The sequence below is a fragment of the Streptomyces sp. NPDC046557 genome (assembly GCF_040645975.1).
GTDB lineage: Bacteria > Actinomycetota > Actinomycetes > Streptomycetales > Streptomycetaceae > Streptomyces.
On record NZ_JBEYZH010000038.1, the window covers coordinates 1 to 24,442 of the forward strand.

The window sequence follows — 24,442 nt, forward strand, 5'->3', positions numbered from 1 at the left end:
GCACCAGCGGCAGGTCCACCTCCCGCCACGCCCGCCACGGCGACGCCCCGAGCACGGCGGACACCTCCGCCACCGCCCCACCGGCGCTCACCGCCGCCTCAGACGTCCAGGCGCCGCTCCAGCAGGATCACCCCGTAGATCCGCCCGTCCGCGGCCTGCTTGGCAGGGAACTCGCCGACGACCCGGTAACCGGCGGCCCGGTAGTAGCCCAGCAGCCGCGGGTTGGTCGACACGCAGTCCAGTCGGGAGCGCTCCCGCCCGGTCCGGGCGATCCGCCACTCGGCGTGTTCGAGCATGCGCCGCCCGGCGCCCGGGGGAGCCGCCTCCCGCTCGACCATCAGCCGGTGCACGTAGCCGGCGACGGGCGGCTGCACCCCCCACGCTTCCTCGTCGGACCACCACAGTTCGTACGCGCCGACGACCCGCCCGTCGGCGTCCTCGGCCAGCCACACCTCACCGTCGCGCATCCGCGCGCGGAAGTGCACCACGTCCTTCTCGCCGGGCTTCCACTGGTCGATCCCGTGCTTGCGCATCCACCGGGCGGCCTGGTCGTACAGCTTCACCAGCGTGCCGGCGTCCTTCTCCCCGGCCTGCCGGAACAACATCCCGTCGTCAATGATCACGCGGGCATTATCACGCGGGGTCCGTACCGCGTCATGATCACGTAGCGCCCGGGACCAACGCCGCCAGCCGCCCCACGAGGACGCCGAACGGGCCGTCGGCCGGTTCCGCGGAGAGGATGCGCACCAGGATCTGCGCCATCTCCTCGTCGTAGGCCGCGCTCACGGCCGCCAGGGCGGCGAAGTCGTGCACGAGTTGGAGCTCCAGCTCGCAGCGCGGGATGCGCCGGCCGTCCAACCAGATCAGCGCGGTGGACTCGGCGAGCGAGACCCACGAGCGCACGACGAGCTCCAGCCGCGCGGGCGGGGCGTCGGGCGAGACCCCCAGGTGCTTGAGGATCTCCTCGTAGGCGGCCTGACGCACTTCGTCGATCATCGCGTTGGCGCGGCTGCTGCCGACCGCCGGACCGCCGCGCATCAACGCCGAGAACCCGGGCCCGTGTTCGTCGACGAAGGCGAAGAACCGTCCCATCACCCGCAGCAGCCGGGCCCCGAGCGGCCCCTCCTGCGGCTCCACGAACCGCAGCGCCAGTTCGTCGGCGGCCCGGCGCAGCGCCGCCTCGTACAGGCTCAACTTGCCGGGAAAGTAGTGGTAGACCAGCGGTCGCGATATGCCCGCGGCCGCCGCGATCTCGTCGATCGACACATCGTCGGGCGACCGGTGGCTGAACAGCTCCAGGGCCACCCCGATCAGCTGCTGCCGCCGCTCCTCGACACCCATCCTGCGCCGCACCCCGGTTGTCATGCGGACACCCTACTTCCACTCCGCCGCGCGCCTCGGCGGGTGCGGGCGCCCCGGGACCTACGCGTCCAGGACCAGCCGGTCCGAGGCGGCGCGGGAGACGCACAACAGCATCGAGTCCGCGCGTTCGGCGTCGGTGAGGAGGTCGTCGCGGTGCTCCACCTCTCCTTCCAGCACCCGGTGTCGGCAGGTCCCGCAGAAGCCCTGTCGACAGGAGTACGGGGTGTCGGGCAGCGCGCGGCGCACCGCCGTCAGGGCGCTCTCGTCCGCCGCGACCTCGATCGTGCGCCCTGAGCCGCGGAGTTCGATGGTGAAGGGCTTGCCCCCGCCGGGGGGCGCGGAGGCGGTGAAACGTTCCAGGCGCACCGCCGACGGGTCCGGGGCGGCGGCCAGGACCGCGGCCATCAGCGGCTCCGGGCCACAGCAGTAGACCGCGGCGGTCGGCGCCGCGGCGAGCGCGCTCAGGTCCGGCAGGCCCGCCTCGTCCTCGGGCACGATCGTGACCCGGTCCCCGTACGCGGCGAGTTCCGTGAGGAACGGCATCGAGGCGCGGGTGCGCCCGCCGTAGAGCAGCGTCCAGTCGGCCCCGGCCGCCGTGGCGGCCCGCAGCATCGGCAGGATCGGCGTGATGCCGATCCCGCCCGCCACGAACGCGTACGTCGGCGCCGGCGCGAGGGGGAACCGGTTGCGGGGCGCCCGCAGCCGCAGCTCGGCGCCCTCCACCAGCCGGTCGTGCGCCTCGCGGGAGCCGCCGCGGCCGTCTTCGACCAGCCGGATCGCGATCGTGTAGCGGCCGGTGTCAGCGGGGTCGCCGCACAGGCTGTACTGGCGCACCAGCCCCGACGGCAGGACGACGTCCACGTGCGCCCCCGGAGTCCAGGCGGGCAGCTCCGCCGATTCCACGGTCAACAGGACGACGCCCTCGGCCGGTTCGCTGCGCCCGACGACCGGGGCCCGCAGCAACCGGCGCGGGGAGTGGCCGCTGATCGGGGTCTCCAGGGCCGGCAGCGGCCACAGGGGGGAGCGGCGGATGCGCCGCCGCAGCGCGCGGCGGGTGAGGAACGCGGCGCCCGCCGCCGCCGTGAGCGTCAGGGCGCGCCTCATGCCCGCACCCCGCCGTTCGCGCCGGGCGAGGTGGCGAGGTAGGCCGCGGCCTGGGCCGTCGAACCCTCCTGCGAGGGGTGGTAGTCACGGGAGAGGTACGTCGGGATGGATTTGAGCATCGAGCCCGTCGAGGGCAGGACGCCCTGCTGCCCGGCCCGGAACAACTGGCCCAGCGAAGCCTTGGCGGCCGGGAGTTGGGGGTCGTTCTCCATGAAGAAGCGGGCGCCGCGCTGCCAGAGGAAGGTCAGGGTCGCGAAGGCCGTCGCCCAGGTCCGCACCCGGCGCCGGTAGCCGCCGTCGACGTGCATGAAGAGGTCGAAGGCCACCGCGCGGTGCTCGACCTCCTCCGCCCCGTGCCAACGCAGCAGGTCCAGCATCATCGGATCGGCGCCCCGACGGTCGAGTTCGTCGGCGTTCAGCACCCAGTTGCCGAGGAACGCCGTGTAGTGCTCGACCGCCGCGATGATCGCGACCCGTTCCATCAGCCACCACCTGCGGGCCCGGCCCGGCGGCAGGGTCCGGTCGCCGAGCAGCTTCTCGAAGAACCAGTCGACCTGCGCCGTGTACGGGGTCGGGTCCAGGCCGAGCCGCTTCAGGTGCGGCAGTACGTCGTCGTGTGCGGCGGCGTGCATGGCCTCCTGACCGATGAAGCCCACGACGTCCGCGCGCAACCGCTCGTCCGTGATGTACGGGAGCACCTGCTTGTAGACGTGCACGAACCACCGCTCGCCCGCGGGCAGCAGCAGGTGCAGCACGTTGATGGTGTGCCCGGCGAACGGGTCGCCGGGGAGCCAGTGGAGCGGGGTGTCCTCCCAGGAGAAGGACACGTTCCGCGGCTGGAGGCCCACCTGCTCGTACAGGCCCGGATGTTCCGACGCCACGGGGGCGGGCGCGTGCGGCGTATTAGACATGGCGTCAATGTACTGAGGGGTAGGGGCGAGCAGAACCCCTCTGCGCCAGGATCTTCCGCGCGGTCGCCCGACGGCGGCCGTCCAGGCACCGACCCCGCGCCGCCGTCCGGACGCCGCCACCGTGCCGGGCTCCGGTCAGCGCAGGGCTTCCGCCTTGGTGCCGTCCGTCAGCTTGCCCGAGAGGTCGACCTGGGCGCCCTGCGTCGCCTTCACCGCGAGCCGGTTCCCGGTCGCGCTCCCGTTCACCCCGCCGCCCGACGCCGAGACGGAGGTGAACTGGGCGCTGCCGGCGGCCAGTACGTACCACTGGCCCGCCTTCGACTTCCACAGCACGCCCGCCAACACCCGGGGCTCTCGGGGGCCGCACGCGGCGGAGCCCTCCGCCCTCGCCGCCTGGGCCGCGAGCGGCGCGCCCGGGGCCAGGAACTGGGCCTGGACCCGGTCCATGGTGCCCTGCCAGGTCTCGGCCCGGCTGCACAGCCAGGTCGCCGTCCCCTCTCCCTCGGGCAGCGGCTGCTTCGCGTACGTCCAGGCGTTGACGCTGCGCACCCCGTGCGAGCGGACCGAGGGCAGCAGGCACGCCGTCCGGGACCACTCGCCCAGCTCGGCCGGCTCCGTCACGTCGCGCTCGGCGCCCGGCGCGCCCGACGTGAGCCGGACCGGGGTCAGCTCGCCGAGGTCCGTCACGAGCCGGGTGGCGCCGTCGCCGGTCAGGGCCAGTGCGTTCCAGCTCGTACACGTGCCCGTCGGGGCGGGTCCGGGCACCGGCGGCGTCATCCCGTCCGGGGTCAGCTTCAGCACCGAGGGCGAGTCACCCGGCTTGAGCAGGTCCCGCAGCGAGGCGCCGAGCACCCAGGGGGCGGTCAGGTAGCGGACGTTGCCGTCGACCCGGCTCAGCACGAGAGCGGTCGCGGTGTCCGCCGACGCCCCGTCCGTGCGGGCGAAGTCGAGGGCGGCTCCGGCGGTCCCGCCGCGCGGCTCGGCGTAGCGGACCACGCGCAGCCCGTCGTACAGCAGGACGACCACCGCCTGGTCCACGGCTCCGGCGAACAGCAGTTGCGGCGGACCCATCGGCGGCCCCGACGGCGTGCCGGGGGTGGCCGAGACGACCACCGAGCGGCCGGGGCGGGCCCACACGGCGAGCGCCCGGCGCAGCAGCGCGGTGTCGTCGGCCCGGTCGCCCCGGGCCGGCCAGGCGGAGAAGTCCGTACGGGAGGAGGTGCGCCAGAGCGCGGGCGCGACCCGGACCAGTTGCCCGGGGTCGAGCGCCTGCTCCGCGACGGCGTTCTTCGCGTACGGCGGGGCGGCGGGCCCCTCCGCGCCCCAGCCGCCGCCGGGCAGCGCGAGCAGGGCGCCGCACACCACGAGGGCGGCCGCGGCGGCGATCCCGGCCCGCGTGAAGCGGCGCCGCCGCAGCAGGTCGGTGGGTCGGGCCTGGAGCACGCACGGGTCGAACTCGGGGGAGGCGAAGAGGGCGTCGTGCGCCGGGTCCCCGGACTCCGCGACCGCCCCCCTCGGGTTCGCCACCCCGGCGTCGGCGAGCACCCTCAGGACGTCCGGCTCCGCCAGCCCCTCCAGGGCCCGCAGTACGCAGGCCGCGCGCCCGGGACCGCTCAGGGTGGTCAGCCACTGGTCCAGTGCCAGCTCCTCGGCCCCGCCCGAGCGCGGGAACAGCCGCAACCCCCACACCTGGGGGAGCAGCCGGGGCAACTGCCCGCGCAGCGGGAGCGCCCGGAAGGTGAACGGGACACCCGCCTCCAGCGCGGCGCGCAACACCCGCAGCCGCACGTACGGGTACCCCGACTCGGGACCCTCCAGCCCGCCCCGCTGGGCCGGGACCCCACCGCGCACGGCGGCGTCGCCGCTGCCCCGGCGACCGCGCGGCAACGCCCGTTGGGTCAGCGAGTGGGCGGTGAGCACCCGCCGGTTGCGCCCGAGGGAGGGCGGCAGCACCAGGTAGGCGAGCCGCACCAGCCGCGGGTAGTGCTCGACGATGGCGGCCTCGGCCTGCTCTAGGCCGGGCGTCAGGGGAGGCAGGGGGCGGGTGGCGGTATCCGGCGCAGTCACGTTCAGCAGAACGAGCGAATCGTCGGATGGTCACCCGCTGCCGGCGCACCCGTTCGGGCGATTGCGCGCGGCGGCCGGCGGTCGGACACGCCCGCCGGTCCGCGCGCCCGCCGGTCGGGGCGCCCTCAGGCGGTCAGGCGGTCCCGCAGCGCCTCGACGGTCCCGTCGGGAACGCCGAGCCCCTCCCGTACGTACTTCTCCATGGAGCCGTAGCGGGCGGCGACCTCCTCCAGCGCCGTCCGCAGGTAGGAGGGGAACACCCCGATCAGCGCCAGGGCGATCTCCGGGTCGCCGCCGGCCGCCGTGAAACCCTCGATCATGGGCGCGAACGCCTGCTTGACCGCCGGGTTCACCGACATGTACTCGGCCATCAGGGTGTCGTCGTCGGCGCCGAGCAGCGACAGGATGACGGTCGCGCCCCACCCCGTGCGGTCCTTGCCGGCGGTGCAGTGGAACAGCAGCGGACCGGCCTGCGGATCGGCCGCCTCGGTCAGCAGCAACCGGTAGGCGTCCTGCGCCGAGGCCGAGTTCACGAACGACCGGTAGACCTCCCCGAAGATGGCCTGCGCCTTCCCGCCGCCCAGGTGTTCCTCGGCCACGATCGGGTCCGCCATCAGGTCCTTGAGGTGCGCCGCCGGGGGCATCTTCCCCAGTCCGGCGTGCAGCGTGTCCGCCAATACGTCACCTACCAGCAGCCGCGCGCCGGTCGGCAGCCGGTCCGGGCGGTCGGCGCGCTCGACGTCGCTGCGGAAGTCGACGACCGTACGGATGCCCAGCGCGGCCACCGCCGGATCGGCGTCCGCGTCGAGCCGGTCGAGCGCGCCGGAGCGCAGGACCAGCCCCGGGCGGACGGTGCGGCCGCCCGAGAGCGGAGTACCGCCGAGGTCGCGGAGGTTCGCGACGGTGGTGGAGGGGATGGCGGTCATCGGGCGGCTCCAGTCTCCGGTCTGTTCAGACCGATTTTCTGCTGATTCGTTCCGGAGCGACACTCGACGGCCAAGGAGAGGCCGATGCCGATCCCCAGGGCGACCAGGTGCCCGACATCGGTGAAGGTGCGCCCGCGCCGCAGCGCCGGTCGCGCGGCGAGGGCCAGGAGTCCCGCCCGGGCGGCGGCGCGTACGGGCCCGCGCGGCAGCGCCGAGGTGAGGGCGCCGAGCACGGCGTTGAAGCCGTAGCTGGTGCCGACGTCCAGGGCTCGGCGGGTCTCCCGGTCCGCCCCGCGCCGCAGCGCCCCGTACACGAGCAGGGTCGCCGCCGCGTGCCCGAACAGGAACACCGCCGCCGTCCACCAGGCCCCGTACGCGTACTCCGCGTACCCGAGCACCGCGACCAGCAGCAGCGCGTAGGGCAGCGGCATGGGCTCCTCGACGGTGAAGGCGCTGCTAAGCAGGGTCTCCCAGTGGCCCGCGTCCAGATTGTCGACGTTCGTCGAGCAGCGGCGCAGCACCCGGTCCCGCGCCTGCGGGCCGAGCCGCTCCAGCGCGTGGGCGCCGAACTGGACCCCGCCGGCGTAGACGACTGCGAGCGGTACCGACCACGGCAGTTTTTTCACCCGACCATGATCCGGCACGACCTCCTCGCGGAGGGCGGCGGGGTCCGTGGGAGCATGAGCCGGACATGTCTGATTCCCGCGCGCCGATGCGTGCCCTGCGGGCCGCGATGTTCGCGGCGGTGTGCGTCACCCTGGGTGCTGTGGGGCATTCGTACATGTCCGGCATGGATGTTCCCGGTCCGGGGCTTCTGGCCTCCTTCGTGGTGATCGGCGGCCTCGCCCGGCTCGCCACCGGGCGGCGCCGGGGTCCGCTCGCGATCACCACCGCGCTGCTCGCCGCGCAGGGCGCGCTGCACCTGGCCTTCACCGGGAGCCAGGCGGCCCGGTCGGGTTCGGCCCCTGCGCCGATGCCCGTGCACCGCCACATGCCGGGCATGGACATGAGCGCCATGGACGGCGCCGTGGGCGCCATGGGCGCCGACGCGTCCGCGATGGCGGGGACGCCGGATATGGCGGCCATGGCGGGCATGGCCGCGCACGGGCACGGCGGCCTCGGCATGATCACCGCGCACGTCCTCGCCGGTGTGTTCTGCGCCGCCTGGCTGGCCTGGGGCGAGGCTGCCGTGTTCCGGCTCGCCGCGGCCCTCGCGGCCGCCGCGCTGCCGGCGGCCCGATCGCTCGCCCGCGCGCTCGCCCTCCTGCGGACCAGGCCGACCCCCGTACCGGCACCGGCCGGGTACCGCCCCCGGTACGGACGGCCCCGTCGGCTGCGCGGGGCGGTACCCGCCCATACCGTGGTCCGGCGCGGGCCCCCGGTCCGGCGAGACACCCGAGCAACGGCCCCCGGCCGGCCCGTCCCCGCCTGAGAGGCGCGTACGGCGAGGTCAGGGGTCGATCACCCATGTCTTCGCCAACCTTCAGGACAACCATGTCTTTCGACGAGCTCCAAGCCGATCCCGCGCGGACGGCCGAAGCACCTCCCTCCGACCCACCCGCCGACGGATCGACCGCGCGCACCCCGGGAGCGTGGGCCGCGCTGCGACCGCTGCTCTTGCGCATGCACTTCTACGCCGGGCTACTGATAGCCCCGCTGCTGTTCGTCGCCGCCGCCACCGGACTGCTGTACGCCGGCTCCTGGCAGGCCGAGAAGATCCTCTACTCCGACGAGCTGACCGTCGCCCGCGTCGGCGACCACGCCGTGCCGCTCGGCAACCAGGTCGAGGCGGCCACGCGTGCCGCACCCCAGGGCAAGGTGGTGGCCGTCTGGCCCGCACCCGACGCCGAGGCGACCACCCGGGTGATCATGGAGAGCCCGGGTCTCGCGGACGACGAGACCCTGACCGTGTTCGTCGACCCCTACACGGCGGACGTGCGCGGGCAGCTCACCACCGCCGGCGACGCGCTCCCGCTGCGCGCCTGGCTGAGCGGGCTGCACGCCAACCTCCGGCTCGGCGCGTTCGGACGCACCTACAGCGAACTCGCCGCCAGCTGGCTCTGGGTGGTCGCGCTGGGCGGCCTCGCCCTGTGGATCGGCCGCCGACGTGCCCGCAGGGCGAGCCTCGTCCTGCCCGACCGCGCGGCGACCGGCCGCCGCCGGACCCTGTCCTGGCACGGAGCGGTCGGGATGTGGGTGGCGGTCGGCCTCGTCGCCCTCTCCGCCACCGGTCTGACCTGGTCGAAGTACGCAGGTGAGCACATCGGGCAGCTCCAGGACGGCCTCGGCGGCGCCACCCCGTCCGTTTCCGCCGGGCTCTCCGGGAGCGCCGGCGCCGACGGCGGCGACGAGCACGCCGGCCACCTCATGACGGAGGGCATGGAGATGCCCCCGCCGCCGCCCACCGCGGACATCGGCATCGACCGCGCCGTGGCCGCCGCCCGGGCCGCCGGCGTCACCGAGTCGCTCAGCGTGACCCTGCCCGCCCAGGGCAAGGGGTACGTCGTCAAGGAGACGGACAAGCAGGTGCCCGTGCACCTGGACTCCGTCGCCATCGACCCCGCCGACGGCAAGGTCATCGACGAACTGCGCTTCGCCGACTACCCGCTGCTCGCCCAGTTGACCCGCTTCGGCATCGACCTGCACATGGGCCTGACGTTCGGGATCGTCAACCAACTGGCGCTCGCGGCCCTGGCCGTCGCGCTGATGTACCTCGTCTTCTGGGGCTACCGGATGTGGTGGCAGCGCCGGCCCACCAAGGAGCGCACGCTCTCGGTCGGCCGCGCCCACCCGCGAGGGGCGTGGCGCAGGCTGCCCGTGACGCTGCTACTGCCGCTCGCCGCGGTGACGGCGGTGGTGGGCTGGTTCGTGCCGATGCTGGGCATCAGCCTGGTGGCGTTCCTGGCGGTCGACGGCCTGCTCGGTCTCGCCGCCCGCCGTCGCCCGGCCGGGATCTAGTCCGACCGCGCGGGTGGGCCCGTACGCGCCTCCTCGCGCGTACGGGCCCACCCGCGGGCTCGCCGGCCCGTCGGCTCAGGGGGCGTACTTGTAACCCACCCGGCGCACGGTCTGGATCGCGTCGCGGTGGGCGGCGCCCAGCTTGCGGCGCAGGCGGGCGATGTGGACGTCGACCGTGCGGCCGTCGCCGACGTGGCCGTAGCCCCAGACCGTGGTGACCAACTGGTCCCGGCTGTGGACCCGGTGCGGGTGCGTCACCAGGTGGGCCAGCAGCTCGAACTCCAGGTACGTCAGGTCCAGCACCCGGCCGTCGACCTCTGCGGTGCGCTGCGCCGAGTCGATCCGTACGAGGGCGTCGCCGGTGATGTCGGCAGCCGTGGCAGCGGTCTTCGCCGGCGCGGGAACGGAGTGCGGGGCGAAGGCGATCGGCGGCTGCTGGTCGGCCGGTACGAGGACCAGGTAGCCGACCATCGGCGGGTGTCCGGGCAGCGTCGGCACCGTGTGCTGGGGCGCGGGGAGCCAGGTGGCGCCGGGCGGGAGCAGGTCCACCACCCGGGCCACCTCGTCCCGGTCCACGGCGCGCAACCGGTGGCGGGGTGCGGGCGGATAGGTCGGGGGAGCGGAGGTCGCAGCGGAGGCGGCGGAAGTGAGGGAGCGGGTGTTCGCCATGAGTGGTCAGCTCTTTCACGCGGAGTGGTCGGCAGGAGACGTACGTACGTCGTCGTTGTCGTACCGCGCAGACCGAAGGCCACGGGGAGGCTCTGCTGGTGGGTCCCGGGGGCTTTAGAGGGCCGGCGCGTTCTCCGCGCGGCAACACACCCGGTCGAAATCGTGATCCTGACGGGACGGCCAGAACGGCTCCAGGTCCCTGCGACCTGACGAGGTGTACGAGTGGCTGGCCATGGGCGTCATTCAAGCAGATGTACGGGGCCCGGGGCAGACCGCGTCTCACTTCGTGGAGCGGTATCTCATATTCCGTCACCCTGGTTCGGTTGAACCGGGACAATTCCTCAGAACCTCAAGTCGTCGGGTCCGACCGCGTGGCCTCGTTTCCACTCCCCGTATCACATGTTGGGCGGATCCGTCCCGGCCGCCCGGCCCTGGCGACGACGACGGCGCCCGCCGGACCGGGGTGGTCGGCGGGCGCTGTGGCGGCGCTGTTGCGGGCGCTGTGGCGGCGCTGTTGCGGGCGCGCGGTGGGTTGTGAGCGGTCAGACGAGGGCGGCCTTCTCCAGTCCGGTGCAGCAGGTGTCGGTGATCAGGCGGGTCACCACGTACGGGTCCACGTTCGCGTTCGGGCGGCGGTCCTCGATGTACCCCTTGCCGTCCTTCTCCACCTGCCACGGGATGCGGACCGACGCCCCGCGGTCGGAGACCCCGTAGCTGAACTCGTTCCAGGGGGCGGTCTCGTGCAACCCCGTCAGGCGCTCGTCGATGCCGGCGCCGTAGTTCTTCACGTGGTCCATGGGCTTGGACCCCTCGCCCAGGGCCTCGCACGCGGAGATGATCGCGCGGTAGTCCTCGCGCATCGCCTTCGTGGAGAAGTTGGTGTGCGCGCCCGCGCCGTTCCAGTCGCCCTTGACCGGCTTCGGGTTCAGCGTCGCGGAGACGTTGAAGTCCTCGGCCGTGCGGTACAGCAGCCAGCGGGCGATCCAGAGCTGGTCCGAGACCTCCAGCGGGCCGACCGGGCCGACCTGGAACTCCCACTGACCCGGCATGACCTCCGCGTTGATGCCCGAGATGCTGAGCCCCGCCGCCAGGCAGTGGTCCAGGTGCTTCTCGACGATCTCGCGCCCGAAGATCTCGTCCGAGCCGACGCCGCAGTAGTAGCCGCCCTGCGCGGCCGGGAAACCGTTCACCGGGAAGCCGAGCGGACGGGTCCCGTCGAAGAACGTGTACTCCTGCTCGATGCCGAAGATCGGCTCCTGCCCGGCGAACTTCTCGGCGACCGGGCGCAGCAGCGCGCGCGTGTTCGACTCGTGCGGGGTCATGTCGATGTTCAGGACCTCGCACAGCACGAGGACGTTGTCCCCGCCGCGGATCGGGTCCGGGCAGGAGAAGACGGGCTGGAGGACGCGGTCGGACGCGTGCCCCTCGGCCTGGTTGGTGCTCGACCCGTCGAAGCCCCAGACGGGCAGCACGTCCCCTTCGGCGAGGATCTTCGTCTTGGAGCGCAGCTTCGCCGTCGGCTCGGTGCCGTCGATCCAGATGTACTCAGCCTTGTAGCTCACGGGCCCCATCCTTCGGTACGTCGCTCCGGCGCGGACCCCGCGAACGGCGCGGATCCGACACTGCCCTACTGATCGCAGCGTGCCCCTCCGCGATTTCTCTTCCGTTGCCCGGGTGTGAACCCCGTGTTACCGAGGTTTACACCGCAGGTGGGTGTGGCCGTGCGGGTCGGCGGCGGGACACCCGTTCGGGTGCGGCAGACTGGGCAGGTGAGCATTTCGTACGATTTGAACTCGTCCGCCGATCCCGCCCCGCACGCCGACGCGGGCCCCCGCCTCCGGGTCGGCCTGCTCGGCACCGGCCCGTGGGCGCGCCGCACCCATGCCCCGGCCCTCGCCGCGCACGCCGGTTCCGACTTCGCCGGAGTGTGGGGCCGGCGCCCCGAGGCGGCGGCCGAGCTGGCGCGGACCCACGGTGTGAAGGTGTACGAAGACCCCGACGCGCTGTTCGCGGACTGTGACGCCGTGGCCTTCGCCCTGCCGCCGGACGTCCAGGCGCCGCTCGCCGTGCGCGCCGCCGCCGCCGGCTGCCACCTGCTGCTCGACAAGCCCGTCTCGACCACCGTGGCGGAGGCCCGCGCGGTCGCGGACGCCGCGGCGCGCCACGGCGTGGCCTCCGTCGTCTTCCTCACCCTCCGCTTCGCCGAGCCGACGGCCGCCTGGGTCGAGGAGCAGGCCGGGCGGAGCGGCTGGTTCACCGCCTCCGCCCACTGGCTCGGGGCGGTCTTCCCGCCCGACGGCGGGCCGAGCCCCTACGCCGACTCGCCCTGGCGCAAGACCAAGGGCGGTCTGTGGGACGTCGGGCCGCACGCCCTGTCCGTACTGATCCCGGTACTGGGCGACGTCACCGCCGTCTCCGCGACGCGCGGGCCGTCCGACGTGGTCCAGCTCGCCCTGCGCCACACCTCGGGCGCGGCCAGCACGGCCGTGCTCTCCCTGGGCGCGCCGCGCGCCGCGGCGGGGGTCGGCCTGGAGCTGCGCGGCGCCGAGGGCGTCTTCGCCCTGCCCGACTGGAGCGACGTACCTGGCGCCTACGGCCGGGCGCTGGACGCGCTGCTCGCCGCGGCCCGGACGGGAAGGCCGGATCCGCGCGGGGCGGGGTTCGGGGCGAGGCTGACGGAGATCCTCGCGGAGGCGGAGCGGCTGGTCGCGGCGGCGTGACGGGCCGCCCGGGACGAGGGGTGCGGGGGCGTGGTGCGCGTGAGGGGCGCGGCTATTTGATGAGGGCGTTGGCCACGATGACCACCACCCCGATCGCGGCGTCCGCCATGCCGATGGGCAGCGCGCCGCGCAGCCGGTAGCCGGCCCGTACGGCCGCGAAGGTTCCCCAGCCGAACAGCAGCGCGGTGTTCAGCAGGAGGGCCACGCCGGTCACCTCGTACTCGGGCCAGCCCGTGAGCCCGGCGAGCAACAGCAGTACGACGCTCGGCAGGGTGGCCACCACCATGGGCCACTCGTGCCACACGGTGCGCCCGAGCCCCGCCCACCGATGGCCGGGGGAGCCGGGCTGATGGGTGGTCATGTGGTGGGCGTAGCCGTGCGCGAGCGCGGCCGTCGCGGCGGTGACCAGGACCCAGGCGGCGTCGTAGAAGGGCGTGTACGCCTTGCCCGGTCGCTCAAGCGCGGCCAGCAGCCCACTGGCCAGCACGGTCCCGTAGACCCCGCCGAACATCCAGCGGTCCCCGCGGCGGGGCGGGGGGAGCGGGAGGGCGTGTTGCTGCGGTGATGCCGTCACGGTGGTCCCTTTTGGCGTATTGGGCGGTTATGTACCCTTTTTTTCCTCGGCCCAGAGTAGGGGGTCGGGGGTCGGTCCCGGTTAAGCGCGAGCGGGCCGGCGCGGTCGGGTCGCCTTCTCGTCCGTTTCCGCCGGCCAGAAGTAGACCGGCGACAGGGTGAGTTCGACGACCATCAGCGCCACCTGGAATCCGTGGGGCCATCCCTCGACCGCGATCGACAGGACGCGGCGAGTCCGCCGGCAGGAACACGCCGGTCAGCATGCGTACGGCCGCCGCGGGCACCGGCGTTCGGCGCACCGTCCACAGCCAGGTGAGTCCGTATCCCACGAAGATCGCCCCGAGGGGCCGGCCCAGGCTGTCGATGGTCGCACCCGCGTCCGCCCCGCCCGGGATGGCGGCGTTGCCGCCGAGGACGTGGACTCGACGTCCTCCGCGTGGGCCTGCTCGGTGTGCTGCCGCTCACGGACGCCGCCACCCGGGAGACGGTCTCCGGCGTCCTCAAGAGCCGGCTCGTCGCCGTCCAAGTGCTCTGCGTGGACTGGCTCACCCGGGAAACCTGCACCCGCGCCGAACTGCGGGACGTATGCGTCGGAGCCGCGGTGGGCGCCCTCCGGCCCCTCCTCGCCTCCGATCCGGCCCCCGACCGGCCGCGGGCGTCCCGCTCCTGAGAGGGTCGGAGCCCTACGGCCTCACGGGCCGCCCCTACCGGCGGGAGAGGGCGTCGCGGACCGCTTCCTCGGAGCGGGCCACCACGGCCGTGCCGTCCTCGGCGGTGATGATGGGCCGCTGGATCAGCTTCGGGTGCGCCGCCAGGTGGGCGATCCAGCGCGAGCGCGCCTCCTCGGTCTCCTCGCGCGGCAGTTCCCGTACGCCGGTCTCCTTCGCCAGCGGATCCGAGGTGCGGGTGATGTCCCAGGGTTCCAGCCCGAGGCGGCCCAGCACCTCGCGGATCTCGGCCTCGGACGGTACGTCTTCCAGGTAGCGGCGCACCGTGTACTCGGCGCCCTCGGCGTCCAGCAGGGTCAGCGCGCCACGGCACTTCGAACAGGCGGGGTTGATCCAGATCTCCATGCCCTCCAGGGTAGTCAGGTGCCGTCTGGCCAGGGGCGATTGTCAGTGGGTCACCGTAAAATCGAGGGAGCACGACAGGAAGCCAACTACCGTTTGGGAGGCTGTAGATGGCCGCTGCCGCGATCATTTCGATGCCCAAGAAGAAGCCACTGCCGGCCGGGCTGCCGCGCGAGTGGTACGAGAGCCACAACCGCCGCCTCAAGGCGATGCGGTTGGCGATATCCCTGCTCGACACGGGGACGTACGACGCCAAGCGCGCCACCAACCGCAAGATACGCACCATGGCGGCCCGGGTGGGCATCCACCGCCCGTCCAACACCACCTGCCGGATGGTGCGCTCCTTCATCCGCGACGGCGGCTGACGCCCCGGCGGCGGGGGCCGGGCGCGGGTCGCCGGCCACCGGGCGCGCCTGAGAGGACCTACCTGCCGGGCGCCGCGTCGGCCTCCGCCGCCGACAGCACCAATACGGCCACGTCGTCGCCCGGCCCGCCGTCCGTGAAGGCCAGCAGGTCCCGCCACACCGCGCGCGGCAGCCCCTCCGGGTCCTTCGCCAGCATCGGGACCCGCTGTGCCAGCGGGTAGAAGTGCCCGGCGGCGTCCCGCGCCTCGGTGACCCCGTCCGTGTGGACGAGCAGCCGGTCGCCCGGCAGCAGCGGGACCTCCGTGATCGGTGTGGGCGCCGGGCCCGCGAGACCGAGACCCAGCGGAGGGCCCGGTTCCACGGCCAGCTCGCATGCCGCGAAGTCCCGGAGCAGCAGCACCGGCGGGTGTCCGCAGGAGGTGATCCGCACCACGTCCCGTTCCGGCGGGAACTCCAGCAGGACGGCCGTCGCGAACAGCTCCGGATGCTCCTCGGGCCCGATTGCCGCATCCTCCACCAGCCGCCGGTCCAGCCGGGCCGCGACCGCCTCCAACCCGGGGTCGTCCAGCGTCGCCTCCCGGAAGGCGCCCAGCAGCGCGGCCACCGTCCCGACCGCGGCCAGCCCGTGCCCGCGTACGTCGCCGACCACCGCCCGCACCCCGTACGGCCCGGCCCGTACGTCGAAGAGGTCGCCGCCGACCAGCGTGCCGCGCTGGGCCGCCCGATAGAGGCCGTCGCAGCGCACCCGGCCCACCCGCTCCGGCACGGGGGGCAGCAGCGCGAGCTGCGCCGCCTCGGCGACCGTACGGACGCTGACCAACTGGGCGTCCCGGCGCCGCCGCACCCAGGCGATGACCACGCTGAGCAGACCGACGGTGGCCACCGTGGCAAGGTCGGTCCCCCGGGCGTGCCCGACGCCCAGCCGGTGCACGCCGAGCAGGAGCGTGACCACGCCGGCGAAGGCGGCCGTCCCTGTGGCGCCGTACGAGAACGCGGCCACGGCCGGGATCGCGGCCAGGAAGTAGCCGAGCTCCGTGATGCCGGGAGTGAGCCACTGGACGCACGTCAGCACCACCAAGGCCACCAGGGGCGCGGCCCGGGCCCAGCGGGGCGGCGGCGCGCCCCGCAGCCGGCCGGGCTCCTCGCGTCCGTGCATCACCCCTCCACCCTGGCGCCGGCGGACGGGCGCCGCACGCCGGGTGGTGCCGAACGCGCCGACGCCGGACAGTGGTGCCGTGACGGATACGGCGGACACCCGCAGCGGGACGATCAGCACCCGGCTGAACTGGCTGCGGGCGGGGGTGCTGGGCGCCAACGACGGGATCATCTCCACGGCGGGCCTGGTGGTCGGCGTGGCCGGCGCGACGACCGCCCGGGGGACGATCCTGGAGGCGGGAGTGGCCGGGCTGCTGGCCGGCTCGCTGTCCATGGCGGCCGGGGAGTACGTGTCGGTCAGCTCCCAGCGCGACTCCGAGCGGGCCGCACTGGAGGTGGAGCGGCGCGAGCTGGTGGAGGAGCCGGAGGCGGAGCTGGAGGAGCTGACCGTGCTGCTCACGGAGCGGGGGCTGAGCCCGCGGCTGGCGCGCGAGGCGGCCGAGCAGTTGACGGAACGGGACGCGTTGCGGGCGCACGCGCGGGTGGAGCTCGGGATCAACCCGGACGAGCTGGCGAACCCCTGGAACGCGGCGTGGGCCAGCCTGATCGCCTTCACGGTGGGGGCGATGCTGCCGTTGCTCGCGATCGTGCTGCCGGGGCCCTCGGCGCGGGTGCCGGTCACGGTGGTGGCCGTCCTGGCGGCGCTCACGCTGTGCGGGGTGGTCAGCGCCCGGCTGGGCGGCGCCCCGGCCGGACGGGCGGTGCTGCGGAACGTGGGCGGCGGCGCGCTGGCCATGGCGGTCACCTACGCGGTGGGCACTCTGCTGGGCGGCACCGGCTGACGGCGCGGACGCCGGCCGCGAGCCACACTTCGCACGGCGTGGCACCGGTCCGCGCGCCACCGCTCCAGGCGGCCCGCCAGGCGTCGCCCCGCAGGGTGTGGCTCCGCACAAGTGTGGCCCCGCACCGCGAGGCACCGGGTCCCGAGGCCCCGCATCACGAGGCCGGGACCGCCGGCCGGCGGGGCGCCACGCCCGCACGTCCCCGCGCGGCCGGCCACCGTGCCGAACAGCGCACACTGGGCCCATGCGAATCGCCGTCACCGGATCAAGCGGTCTCATCGGCAGTGCCCTCGTACGGGCCCTCCACGCCGACGGGCACGAGGTCGTGCGCCTCGTGCGCCGCGCGCCCGCCCGGGACGGCGAGGCGCTGTGGGATCCCGCCCGCGGGTACGTGGACCCGGCCGGGCTCGCCGGCTGCGGGGCCGTCGTGCACCTGGCCGGCGCCGGGGTCGGCGACCGCCGCTGGACCGCCGCCTACAAGCGGGAGATCCGCGACAGCCGGGTCCTCGGGACCGCCGCGATCGCCCGGGCCGTCGCGAGGATGGAGGAGCCCCCGGAGGTCCTCGTCTGCGGGAGCGCCATCGGGTACTACGGCGACACCGCCGACCGCACCGTCGACGAGGACGCCCCGGCCGGGGAGGGGTTCCTGCCCTCCGTGTGCGTGGAGTGGGAGGCCGCCGCCGCGCCCGCCCGGGCCGCCGGCGTCCGGACCGTCTTCGCCCGTACCGGACTGGTGGTCTCCGCCGAGGGCGGCGCCTGGGGCAAGCTCTTCCCCATCTTCCGTGCGGGGCTCGGCGGCCGGCTCGGCAACGGCCGCCAGTTCTGGTCGCACATCTCGATGCACGACGAGATCGCCGCACTGCGCCACCTCGTCGACACGCCGGAACTGGCGGGGCCGGTCAACCTCACCGCCCCCGAGCCGCTGACGAACCGTGAGGTCACGGCAGCCATGGGCCGCGTCCTGCACCGACCGGCGGTGTTCGCCGTGCCCGCCCCGGCGCTGCGCCTGGTGCTCGGGGAGTTCGCCGAGGACGTGCTCGGCAGCCAGCGGGTGCGCCCCACCCGCCTGTTGGAATCGGGCTTCGTGTTCCGCTACCCCGGCATCGACGCCTCGATCCGCGCGGCACTGGCCGGTTGAGACCCTGCCGCCCCGGCCCCGCCCGGCCCCACCCCGGCCCCGGCGGTCCGGGGGGAGCACCGAGCGCACATGTGCGACCGTTTGTGACCCACATGCGACCGTCATGCGACCGAAGTTGTGCGCAATACCCCACAGGACATGGGTTCTGCCGGAGTCGGAGTGGGGAAGGAGGACCCCACACAGCCGCGCCGACCTCGGGGAGGGGCACGTGCTCAGCAGCGCACACCATGCGGACGTCGTCATCGTAGGAGCCGGAGTCTCAGGACTCGCGGCCGCGCACCACTTGATCGCCCAAGGCGTCACCGTCACCGTGCTGGAGTCCGCCGACGACCCCGGCGGCCGGATGGCCACCGAGTCGGTCGACGGCTTCCGAGTCGATCGGGTCGGCCAACTCCTGAACACCGCGTACACCGAGCCCGCCCGCACCCCGGGCCTGGAGGCACTCACCCTGCGCACCTTCGCGCCCGGCGTCCTCGTCCATGGCGCCGACGGCAGGCGGCAACGCGCCGGGGCCCTCACGCCCGCCCGCGCCCTTGCCGGCGGCTCCCTCGACCAGGCCCGACTCAGCGCGGCCCTCGCCCGACTCGCCGCCCAACCGGAGGAACGCCTGCTCGCCCGGCCCGAACGCACCGCCCACGCCGCCCTCACCTCGCGCGGACTGCCCCCACGCACCCTGGCCGGCGTGGTGCGCCCGCTCCTGGCCACGCTGCTGCGCGACCCGGAGCTCACCACCTCCAGCCGGGTCGCCGACCTCGCGCTACGCGGCTTCGCCCGGGGCCGGTTCGCCGTCCCCGAGGGCGGCGCGGCGACCCTGCCCACCCTGCTTGCCGCCGCCCTGCCGCCAGGCACCGTACGCACCGGGGTCCGGGTGCGGTCGGTGGCGACCAACCTGGTCACCACCGAGCGGCACGGGGAGTTCGGCTGTCGCTCCGCCGTCCTCGCCACCGGGGCCCGGGCCGCCGCCGAACTGCTGCCCGGACTGCGCGTGCCCGACTTCCACGAGGTCACCGTCCTGCACCACGCGACACCCACCGCCCTGCCCTGGGACGGCTCACTGCTCCTGGACACCGACCCGAAGTGGCCGGTCGCCCACACCACGGTGATGAGCGCGGTCGACCCGACGCGGGCCCCCGCGGGGCGCGGCCTGGTCACCACCACCGTGCACGGACCGCCGCCGCCGGTCCGGACCGTCGCCTCCCGGCTGGCCCGGCTCTACGACACCTCCACCCGGGACTGGGAGCTGCTCGCCGTCCACCACACCCCGGAGGCGGTGCCCGCCATGCCACCGCCGTACGACCTGCGGCGCCCGGTACGGGTGCTGGCCGGGCTGTACGTGTGCGGGGACCACCGGGACTCCAACACCGTCGACGGCGCCCTGCACTCGGCCCGCCGCGCCGCCGCCGCCGTCCTGCGCGACTTCGGCATCCCGGTACCGGCCGCCACCGAACGCCCCCTGCGGGTGGCGGCCTGAACACACCCGGCCGGGTCGCTGCTCACGCCAGCGCCGCGACCCGGTCCCGGTAGGTCCGTACCGCCGGGGCGTCCCGGTACGGCTCCAGCCGCCGCTCGAAGTCCCGTACGTACTCCACCGCGCGCACCGAGCGCATCTCCATCGCCTGCTGCGCCGCCTCCGCGCCGAGCGCGCACGCCTGGTCCAGTTCGCCCAGACCCAGTCGCGCGGTGGCCAGCACCACCCGGCAGAACAGCCGGGAGCGCGCGTACGCGGGGGCCCGCAGCTGGAGGGAGCGCTCGGCGTGCTGCGCCGACGCCCGGTACTGCTGGAGGTCCCGGTGGCAGTGCCCGAACTCGTCGGCGAGCTGCGCCTCGTCGAAGTCCCGGGCCCAGTGCGGCACGTCGTCGCCCGGGCGGGCCGCGCCCAGCGCCCGCTCGGCACGCACCAGCGAGGCCGTGGCGGCCCGTACCTCGCCGAGCACCGCGTGCCCGCGCGCCTCCGCCGAGTGCAGCAGCGCCTGCACCACCGGCGGCGGCCCCGACCCCACGCCCTGCTGGGCGACCCGGGCCAGCTGTACCGCCTCGCGGCCGTGGCCGAGGTAGACCGCCTGCCGGCTCATGGTGATCAGCACGTACGACCCGTACGGCCGGTCCCCGGCGGCCTGCGCGAGCCGCAGCGCCTGCACGAAATACCGCTGGGCGAGCCCGTGGGCCGCGATGTCGTACGAGGTCCAGCCCGCGAGCCGGGTCAGGTCGGCGGCGGCGGAGAACAGTCGCCGTCCGGTGGTCTCCCCGTAGGTACCGCGGAGCATGGGCTCCGCCTCGTGTTCCAGGTACCGCACCAGGGCCTGGCGGGCGTGCCCGCCGCCGTAGGCGTGGTCCAGCGCACGGAACAGCTCGCCCACCGACCGCAGGGCCGCGATGTCCCCGCCCGTCACCCGCTGCCCGGGGCCGCGGTCGATCTGCCGCTGCCGGGGCACCGTGGTGCGGCCCTGGAGCGGGACGCGGGCGGCGGCGCTGTCCACCCCCCGCCCGACCCGCTCGTCGGCCCGGCCGATGAGCCAGTCCCGGCTCGGGACGACCAGCCCGGACGGGGTGAAGGCGATCTTGCGCAGCTCGGCGTGCGAACCGGAGTCCTTGCGCCACAGCCCGCTCGCGATGTCCACGGCCTCTTCCGGGGTGGCCGCGAACTCCAGCCCCGCGTAGACGGGCGCGCACGCGTCCAGCCCCAAGTCCTGTGCCGAGAGCCGTCTGCCCAGGCGTCGGGTGAAGACCTCCGCGATCAGCGCGGGGGTCGTGCCGCGGGGCTGCTGCCCGCGCAGCCAGCGGGTCACGGAGGTCTTGTCGTACCGCAGATCGAGACCGTGCTCCAGGCCAAGCTGGTCGACGCGGCGGGCGAGCCCGGCGTTGGAGAACCCGGCTTCGGCGATCAGCGCCGCGAGCTGCCGGTTGGGGACACGCTGGGCAGGTCGTTCCGTCATCGGCTCCACGGTTTCCTGACGTGACGGACCGGAGTCGCCGGCCCAGTGAACGGCGTGAATGTAGCGGCGAACTCCGTCCGTACCGCCCGCTCTGTCCCACATTCATCCGATCGTGTGCAGAACCGGTATGACCCTTTACGGATCCACCCCCTCTGCCCGCATAGGCTGCGCCCCATGACCCGCCGTCCCACCGAGGCGCAGTTCCCCGACGACTACGCAGAGTCCGCCGCCCCGCTGCGCGCGCCCGAGCTGACCGAGGCGGAGTGCCGTCGCTGCGGCACGTACATCGCGGGGCTCGACGGGCGGTACGCCTGCGGGGTGTGCGGGTGGGTCAACGACCACTCGGAGGGACATCGGCGGCTGCCGCGCGCGGACGAGGACCCGGACCGCCCGCCCCGGCGCAGGCGGCGGCCGAAGCGGCTGCCGGGCCCCCCGCCGGGGCCCTGAGGGGCCGCGCCCGGACCGCCGTACCCTTGCTGGTGCGATACGTGCACACAGCAGGTTCAACGAGGAGGCGCTGCGGTGACTGACCTTCGGTTTGTCCATCTGGGCTTCGGGCCGGATTACGTCGAGTACACCGAGGCATGGGAAGAGCAGCGCCGCGTCCACGCCGCCCGCTTCGCGGACGAGATCGACGACACGTGTCTGCTGCTGGAGCACCTGCCGGTCTACACGGCGGGCCGGCGCACCGATGCCAAAGAGCGGCCGTTGGACGGCACGCCCGTGGTCGACGTGGACCGCGGCGGGAAGATCACCTGGCACGGCCCGGGCCAGCTCGTCGGCTACCCGATCATGAAGCTGCCCCGGCCGGTCGACGTCGTGGCCCACGTCCGCCGGCTGGAGGACGCGCTGATCCGCACCGCAGCCGACTTCGGTGTGGAGACCTCCCGGGTCGAGGGGCGCAGCGGGGTGTGGGTGCTCGGCGACCCCGTGGTGCGGCGCAGCCGAGCCGGGGGCGCGACCGAGGGCACAGCGGAGCGCCCCCGGCTCGGCGGGCTCAGCCTTGATTTCGACCCCCGGTTGCACGACGAGGAGTTCGACCCCCGGCTGAACGGCCCCGAGTACGCCCCCTCCAACGCAGGCCAGCGCCGCGAGGACCGCAAGCTCGCGGCCATCGGCATCCGGGTCGCCAAGGGCGTCACGATGCACGGCTTCTCGTTCAACGTGAACCCGGACAACACCTGGTTCGACCGGATCGTGCCCTGCGGCATCCGTGACGCCGGTGTGACCTCGCTCTCCTACGAGCTGGGGCGCGAGATCACCGTCGCCGATGTGGTCCCCGTCGTGGAGCGCCACCTCAAGGACGTACTGGAGCACGCAGAGCTGCGGCCCCGGGACATAGAGCCGTCGGTCGGCTGACGCTCGGGAATGCCGCCGGCGGCCCCCAGGTTGCCCGACGGAAGAGCGTATGAAATTACGGGCGTACCCTGGTGGGCGCCGAAGAATCGAAGTCACAGGGAGCCGGTCGTGTCCGCAGTCGCACCCGACGGACGCAAGATGCTGCGCCTGGAGGTCCGTAACAGCCAGACCCCCATCGAGCGCAAGCCCGAGTGGATCAAGACCCGGGCGAAGATGGGTCCCGAGTACACCAAGATGCAGGCCCTGGTGAAGGGCGAAGGACTGCACACGGTCTGCCAGGAAGCCGGCTGTCCCAACATCTACGAATGCTGGGAGGACCGCGAGGCCACCTTCCTCATCGGTGGCGACCAGTGCACCCGGCGCTGTGACTTCTGCCAGATCGACACGGGCAAGCCCGAGGCCCTCGACCGCGACGAGCCGCGCCGGGTCGGCGAGTCCGTCGTCACGATGGACCTGAACTACGCCACCATCACCGGCGTGGCCCGCGACGACCTGCCGGACGGCGGCGCGTGGCTGTACGCGGAGACCGTGCGCCAGATCCACCAGCAGACGGCGGGACGCGAGACCGGCCACACCAAGGTCGAGCTGCTGGCCCCCGACTTCAACGCCGTCCCGGAGCTGCTGGAGGAGGTCTTCGCCTCCCGCCCCGAGGTCTTCGCTCACAACGTCGAGACGGTGCCGCGCATCTTCAAGCGGATCCGCCCGGGCTTCCGCTATGAGCGGTCGCTCGAGGTGATCACGAAGGCGCGCGCGTACGGCCTGGTCACCAAGTCGAACCTGATCCTCGGCATGGGCGAGGAGCGCGAGGAAGTCAGCCAGGCCTTGCGCGACCTGCACGAGGCGGGCTGCGAGCTGATCACCATCACCCAGTACCTGCGCCCGTCGCCGCGCCACCACCCCGTCGAGCGCTGGGTGAAGCCGGCGGAGTTCGTGGAGCTGGCGAAGGAGGCCGAGGAGATCGGCTTCTCCGGCGTGATGTCCGGCCCGCTCGTCAGGTCGTCGTACCGGGCGGGCCGCCTGTACCAGCAGGCGATGGAGAAGCGCGCGAACGTCTGACGGCCGACCGTGTGAAGTCCCGCACAAATGGCTACCAACGGGTAACCACGCCCTGACGCGGCCCCTAGGCTCTTGGAGGAGAGCCCGGCGGGCCGCGTCGCCTTGTGCAACAGGTCGATCACATTTGACCGGCCGGTCATGCGCTGGTAACACCGTTCAGTGACGATTGGTCCACGCACCGCACACACCGACGCACACCGTTCGCCCCCCCGTGAGCACCGTTCCGTGAGCACTGTGAGCACTGTGAAAGGGATCGACATCATGCAGGCCGCGCCCGTACGCGCCATCGCCATCCCGACCTTCTCCGACGCCTTCCGCGGCATCGAGTCGCTGCTCATGAGCGGCGCCCGCCGCAACGCGTGGACCGCCGTCCTCGAAGACCGCCGCAGGGCCAAGGACCGCGTCGAGACCGAGCACGTACTGGAGGCCGCGGCGACCCGGACCCCGCAGGCCACGTAAACTTCGCCTCATGGCGAGGAAGTCAAACGCAGAGACTGCTGCGAACCCCGGGCGACTGAAGCAGATCGCCCTGACGTACAAGATGACGCGCAAGGCCGACCCGAAGGTCGGTCTGATCGTCGCGGGCGTGGGAATCGTCACCTTCGGTGTCTTCCTTGCGATCGGCTTCCTGATCGACCACCCGGTCTACCTGGGCATCCTGGGCTTCCTGGTGGCGTTCCTCGCGATGGCGATCGTCTTCGGGCGACGGGCCGAGCGGGCTGCCTTCGGGCAGATGGAGGGGCAGCCGGGCGCGGCCGCGGCCGTACTGGACAACGTGGGGCGGGGTTGGACCACCACCCCGGCCGTCGCGATGAACCGCAGCCAGGACATCGTCCACCGGGCCGTCGGCAAGGCGGGCGTGGTGCTGATCGCGGAGGGCAACCCGAACCGGGTCAAGAGCCTGCTCGCGGCCGAGAAGAAGAAGCTGGCCCGGATCATGCCCGACGTTCCCGTCCACGACTTCATCGTGGGCACCGGCGAGGGCGAGGTGCCGCTCAAGAAGGTCCGTACGACGCTGCTCAAGCTGCCGCGCGTGCTGGCCGGCCCGCAGATCACCGAGGTCAACGACAAGCTTCGGGCCATGGGTGACCTGATGAGCAACATGCCGATCCCCAAGGGCCCCATCCCCGGCCGCGCCCGGGGCGGTCAAAGGCCGCCGCGAGGCTGAGCGCGTCGCTTCATCGCACACGACGTGGGGCGCCCCCCGAACCGGACGGTTCGGGGGGCGCGGCGGGGGGCCCCCCACGCGGGCCCGGGGCGGGGGGGAGCTGGATGGGAGGTGGCCACGGAGGAA

Annotated in this window: 26 protein-coding genes and 2 pseudogenes; 13 read left to right on the plus strand and 15 right to left on the minus strand. The window is 73.8% G+C overall.

The annotated features are described in order from the left end of the window. Positions 1 to 98 precede the first annotated feature (98 nt). The 7 genes from ABZ934_RS31745 to ABZ934_RS31775 form a co-directional block, all read right to left on the minus strand. Positions 99 to 623, minus strand: coding sequence for a GNAT family N-acetyltransferase (locus tag ABZ934_RS31745; protein WP_361319793.1), 525 nt, complete (start codon positions 621 to 623; stop codon positions 99 to 101). A gap of 37 nt (positions 624 to 660) precedes the next feature. Then, positions 661 to 1,365, minus strand: a complete 705-nt coding sequence (locus ABZ934_RS31750; protein ID WP_361319796.1) for a TetR/AcrR family transcriptional regulator — start codon at positions 1,363 to 1,365, stop codon at positions 661 to 663. Between the two features lie 57 nt (positions 1,366 to 1,422). After that, positions 1,423 to 2,466, minus strand: coding sequence for a PDR/VanB family oxidoreductase (locus tag ABZ934_RS31755; protein WP_361319799.1), 1,044 nt, complete (start codon positions 2,464 to 2,466; stop codon positions 1,423 to 1,425). Continuing rightward, entirely contained in the window at positions 2,463 to 3,377 is a 915-nt protein-coding gene (locus tag ABZ934_RS31760) for a metal-dependent hydrolase (RefSeq protein ID WP_361319802.1), read from the minus strand. Before ABZ934_RS31760 ends, ABZ934_RS31755 begins: the two co-directional genes overlap by 4 nt. 135 nt (positions 3,378 to 3,512) lie before the next feature. Further along, positions 3,513 to 5,444: a hypothetical protein gene (locus tag ABZ934_RS31765; protein WP_361319805.1), complete on the minus strand. Its 1,932-nt coding sequence runs from the start codon at positions 5,442 to 5,444 to the stop codon at positions 3,513 to 3,515. 125 nt (positions 5,445 to 5,569) lie between these two features. Further along, a complete protein-coding gene (locus tag ABZ934_RS31770; protein ID WP_361319808.1) occupies positions 5,570 to 6,370 on the minus strand; it encodes a tyrosine-protein phosphatase in 801 nt (266 codons plus the stop codon). Beyond that, positions 6,367 to 6,996, minus strand: coding sequence for a rhomboid-like protein (locus ABZ934_RS31775; RefSeq protein ID WP_361319811.1), 630 nt, complete (start codon positions 6,994 to 6,996; stop codon positions 6,367 to 6,369). The genes ABZ934_RS31770 and ABZ934_RS31775 overlap by 4 nt, the downstream gene beginning before the upstream one ends. Before the next feature lie 65 nt (positions 6,997 to 7,061). On the opposite strand from ABZ934_RS31775, the gene ABZ934_RS31780 reads away from it, so the two are divergent. Continuing rightward, positions 7,062 to 7,802, plus strand: a complete 741-nt coding sequence (locus ABZ934_RS31780; RefSeq protein WP_361319814.1) for a hypothetical protein — start codon at positions 7,062 to 7,064, stop codon at positions 7,800 to 7,802. Positions 7,803 to 7,864: 62 nt separating this feature from the next. Then, a complete protein-coding gene (locus tag ABZ934_RS31785; RefSeq protein WP_361319817.1) occupies positions 7,865 to 9,328 on the plus strand; it encodes a PepSY domain-containing protein in 1,464 nt (487 codons plus the stop codon). A gap of 75 nt (positions 9,329 to 9,403) precedes the next feature. Here ABZ934_RS31785 and ABZ934_RS31790 read toward each other — a convergent pair whose 3' ends face one another. Together ABZ934_RS31790 and glnII are read right to left on the minus strand one after the other, a co-directional pair. Beyond that, entirely contained in the window at positions 9,404 to 9,997 is a 594-nt protein-coding gene (locus ABZ934_RS31790) for a winged helix-turn-helix domain-containing protein (protein ID WP_361319820.1), read from the minus strand. Between the two features lie 542 nt (positions 9,998 to 10,539). Then, positions 10,540 to 11,559 carry a glutamine synthetase gene (gene glnII / locus ABZ934_RS31795; RefSeq protein WP_361319823.1) on the minus strand — a complete coding sequence of 340 codons (1,020 nt, stop codon included), beginning with the start codon at positions 11,557 to 11,559 and terminating at the stop codon, positions 10,540 to 10,542. A gap of 213 nt (positions 11,560 to 11,772) precedes the next feature. Between glnII and ABZ934_RS31800 the strand changes: the two genes are divergently transcribed. Then, on the plus strand, positions 11,773 to 12,717 hold the full coding sequence (locus tag ABZ934_RS31800) for a Gfo/Idh/MocA family oxidoreductase (RefSeq protein ID WP_361319863.1): 945 nt from the start codon (positions 11,773 to 11,775) through the stop codon (positions 12,715 to 12,717). Positions 12,718 to 12,769: 52 nt separating this feature from the next. Here ABZ934_RS31800 and ABZ934_RS31805 read toward each other — a convergent pair whose 3' ends face one another. The 3 genes and pseudogenes from ABZ934_RS31805 to ABZ934_RS31815 form a co-directional block, all read right to left on the minus strand. Continuing rightward, positions 12,770 to 13,291: a hypothetical protein gene (locus tag ABZ934_RS31805; protein ID WP_361319826.1), complete on the minus strand. Its 522-nt coding sequence runs from the start codon at positions 13,289 to 13,291 to the stop codon at positions 12,770 to 12,772. An 81-nt stretch (positions 13,292 to 13,372) separates the two neighbouring features. Further along, positions 13,373 to 13,513, minus strand: a complete 141-nt coding sequence (locus ABZ934_RS31810; protein WP_361319866.1) for a hypothetical protein — start codon at positions 13,511 to 13,513, stop codon at positions 13,373 to 13,375. A gap of 79 nt (positions 13,514 to 13,592) precedes the next feature. Next, a pseudogene (locus tag ABZ934_RS31815) lies at positions 13,593 to 13,685 on the minus strand (DUF4345 domain-containing protein); the annotation flags it as partial. Between the two features lie 26 nt (positions 13,686 to 13,711). On the opposite strand from ABZ934_RS31815, the pseudogene ABZ934_RS31820 reads away from it, so the two are divergent. Further along, positions 13,712 to 13,960: pseudogene (locus ABZ934_RS31820) on the plus strand (TetR/AcrR family transcriptional regulator); the annotation flags it as partial. 34 nt (positions 13,961 to 13,994) lie between these two features. Here ABZ934_RS31820 and ABZ934_RS31825 read toward each other — a convergent pair. Further along, positions 13,995 to 14,363: an ArsC/Spx/MgsR family protein gene (locus ABZ934_RS31825; RefSeq protein WP_361319829.1), complete on the minus strand. Its 369-nt coding sequence runs from the start codon at positions 14,361 to 14,363 to the stop codon at positions 13,995 to 13,997. Positions 14,364 to 14,470: 107 nt separating this feature from the next. On the opposite strand from ABZ934_RS31825, the gene ABZ934_RS31830 reads away from it, so the two are divergent. After that, positions 14,471 to 14,725, plus strand: coding sequence for a hypothetical protein (locus tag ABZ934_RS31830; RefSeq protein ID WP_361319832.1), 255 nt, complete (start codon positions 14,471 to 14,473; stop codon positions 14,723 to 14,725). 58 nt (positions 14,726 to 14,783) lie between these two features. On the opposite strand, the gene ABZ934_RS31835 is transcribed toward ABZ934_RS31830, so the two are convergent. Further along, positions 14,784 to 15,881, minus strand: coding sequence for a PP2C family protein-serine/threonine phosphatase (locus ABZ934_RS31835; RefSeq protein WP_361319835.1), 1,098 nt, complete (start codon positions 15,879 to 15,881; stop codon positions 14,784 to 14,786). Positions 15,882 to 15,960: 79 nt separating this feature from the next. On the opposite strand from ABZ934_RS31835, the gene ABZ934_RS31840 reads away from it, so the two are divergent. The 3 genes from ABZ934_RS31840 (at position 15,961) to ABZ934_RS31850 (ending at position 19,271) form a co-directional block, all read left to right on the plus strand. After that, entirely contained in the window at positions 15,961 to 16,662 is a 702-nt protein-coding gene (locus tag ABZ934_RS31840) for a VIT family protein (protein WP_361319838.1), read from the plus strand. Between the two features lie 244 nt (positions 16,663 to 16,906). Then, complete coding sequence (locus ABZ934_RS31845; protein ID WP_361319842.1) at positions 16,907 to 17,800, plus strand: TIGR01777 family oxidoreductase; 894 nt, start codon at positions 16,907 to 16,909, stop codon at positions 17,798 to 17,800. A gap of 208 nt (positions 17,801 to 18,008) precedes the next feature. Further along, complete coding sequence (locus ABZ934_RS31850) at positions 18,009 to 19,271, plus strand: FAD-dependent oxidoreductase (RefSeq protein ID WP_361319845.1); 1,263 nt, start codon at positions 18,009 to 18,011, stop codon at positions 19,269 to 19,271. 22 nt (positions 19,272 to 19,293) lie between these two features. Here the strand turns inward: ABZ934_RS31850 and ABZ934_RS31855 are convergent, their stop codons facing one another. Then, positions 19,294 to 20,733 carry a regulator gene (locus tag ABZ934_RS31855; protein ID WP_361319848.1) on the minus strand — a complete coding sequence of 480 codons (1,440 nt, stop codon included), beginning with the start codon at positions 20,731 to 20,733 and terminating at the stop codon, positions 19,294 to 19,296. A gap of 174 nt (positions 20,734 to 20,907) precedes the next feature. On the opposite strand from ABZ934_RS31855, the gene ABZ934_RS31860 reads away from it, so the two are divergent. The 5 genes from ABZ934_RS31860 (at position 20,908) to ABZ934_RS31880 (ending at position 24,316) form a co-directional block, all read left to right on the plus strand. Beyond that, complete coding sequence (locus ABZ934_RS31860) at positions 20,908 to 21,180, plus strand: hypothetical protein (RefSeq protein WP_361319851.1); 273 nt, start codon at positions 20,908 to 20,910, stop codon at positions 21,178 to 21,180. 75 nt (positions 21,181 to 21,255) lie between these two features. Continuing rightward, complete coding sequence (gene lipB / locus ABZ934_RS31865; RefSeq protein WP_361319854.1) at positions 21,256 to 22,092, plus strand: lipoyl(octanoyl) transferase LipB; 837 nt, start codon at positions 21,256 to 21,258, stop codon at positions 22,090 to 22,092. A gap of 108 nt (positions 22,093 to 22,200) precedes the next feature. Further along, positions 22,201 to 23,148 (plus strand): lipoyl synthase, encoded by a 948-nt coding sequence (gene lipA, locus ABZ934_RS31870; protein WP_361319857.1) that lies wholly within the window; start codon positions 22,201 to 22,203, stop codon positions 23,146 to 23,148. 261 nt (positions 23,149 to 23,409) lie between these two features. Continuing rightward, positions 23,410 to 23,607 carry a hypothetical protein gene (locus ABZ934_RS31875; protein ID WP_136215599.1) on the plus strand — a complete coding sequence of 66 codons (198 nt, stop codon included), beginning with the start codon at positions 23,410 to 23,412 and terminating at the stop codon, positions 23,605 to 23,607. A 10-nt stretch (positions 23,608 to 23,617) separates the two neighbouring features. Next, positions 23,618 to 24,316: a DUF4191 domain-containing protein gene (locus ABZ934_RS31880; protein ID WP_361319860.1), complete on the plus strand. Its 699-nt coding sequence runs from the start codon at positions 23,618 to 23,620 to the stop codon at positions 24,314 to 24,316. Positions 24,317 to 24,442 lie beyond the last annotated feature (126 nt).

Bases quoted from the DNA above. Each gene is read 5' to 3' on its own strand.
- ABZ934_RS31780 (WP_361319814.1), top strand. From the start codon at position 7,062: ATGTCTGATTCCCGCGCGCCGATGCGTGCCCTGCGGGCCGCGATGTTC.
- ABZ934_RS31880 (WP_361319860.1), top strand. From the start codon at position 23,618: ATGGCGAGGAAGTCAAACGCAGAGACTGCTGCGAACCCCGGGCGACTG.
- ABZ934_RS31875 (WP_136215599.1), top strand. From the start codon at position 23,410: ATGCAGGCCGCGCCCGTACGCGCCATCGCCATCCCGACCTTCTCCGAC.
- ABZ934_RS31790 (WP_361319820.1), bottom strand. From the start codon at position 9,997: ATGGCGAACACCCGCTCCCTCACTTCCGCCGCCTCCGCTGCGACCTCC.
- ABZ934_RS31760 (WP_361319802.1), bottom strand. From the start codon at position 3,377: ATGTCTAATACGCCGCACGCGCCCGCCCCCGTGGCGTCGGAACATCCG.
- ABZ934_RS31835 (WP_361319835.1), bottom strand. From the start codon at position 15,881: ATGCACGGACGCGAGGAGCCCGGCCGGCTGCGGGGCGCGCCGCCGCCC.
- ABZ934_RS31825 (WP_361319829.1), bottom strand. From the start codon at position 14,363: ATGGAGATCTGGATCAACCCCGCCTGTTCGAAGTGCCGTGGCGCGCTG.
- ABZ934_RS31855 (WP_361319848.1), bottom strand. From the start codon at position 20,733: ATGACGGAACGACCTGCCCAGCGTGTCCCCAACCGGCAGCTCGCGGCG.
- ABZ934_RS31845 (WP_361319842.1), top strand. From the start codon at position 16,907: ATGCGAATCGCCGTCACCGGATCAAGCGGTCTCATCGGCAGTGCCCTC.
- ABZ934_RS31755 (WP_361319799.1), bottom strand. From the start codon at position 2,466: ATGAGGCGCGCCCTGACGCTCACGGCGGCGGCGGGCGCCGCGTTCCTC.
- ABZ934_RS31770 (WP_361319808.1), bottom strand. From the start codon at position 6,370: ATGACCGCCATCCCCTCCACCACCGTCGCGAACCTCCGCGACCTCGGC.
- ABZ934_RS31785 (WP_361319817.1), top strand. From the start codon at position 7,865: ATGTCTTTCGACGAGCTCCAAGCCGATCCCGCGCGGACGGCCGAAGCA.
- ABZ934_RS31750 (WP_361319796.1), bottom strand. From the start codon at position 1,365: ATGACAACCGGGGTGCGGCGCAGGATGGGTGTCGAGGAGCGGCGGCAG.
- ABZ934_RS31860 (WP_361319851.1), top strand. From the start codon at position 20,908: ATGACCCGCCGTCCCACCGAGGCGCAGTTCCCCGACGACTACGCAGAG.
- ABZ934_RS31830 (WP_361319832.1), top strand. From the start codon at position 14,471: ATGGCCGCTGCCGCGATCATTTCGATGCCCAAGAAGAAGCCACTGCCG.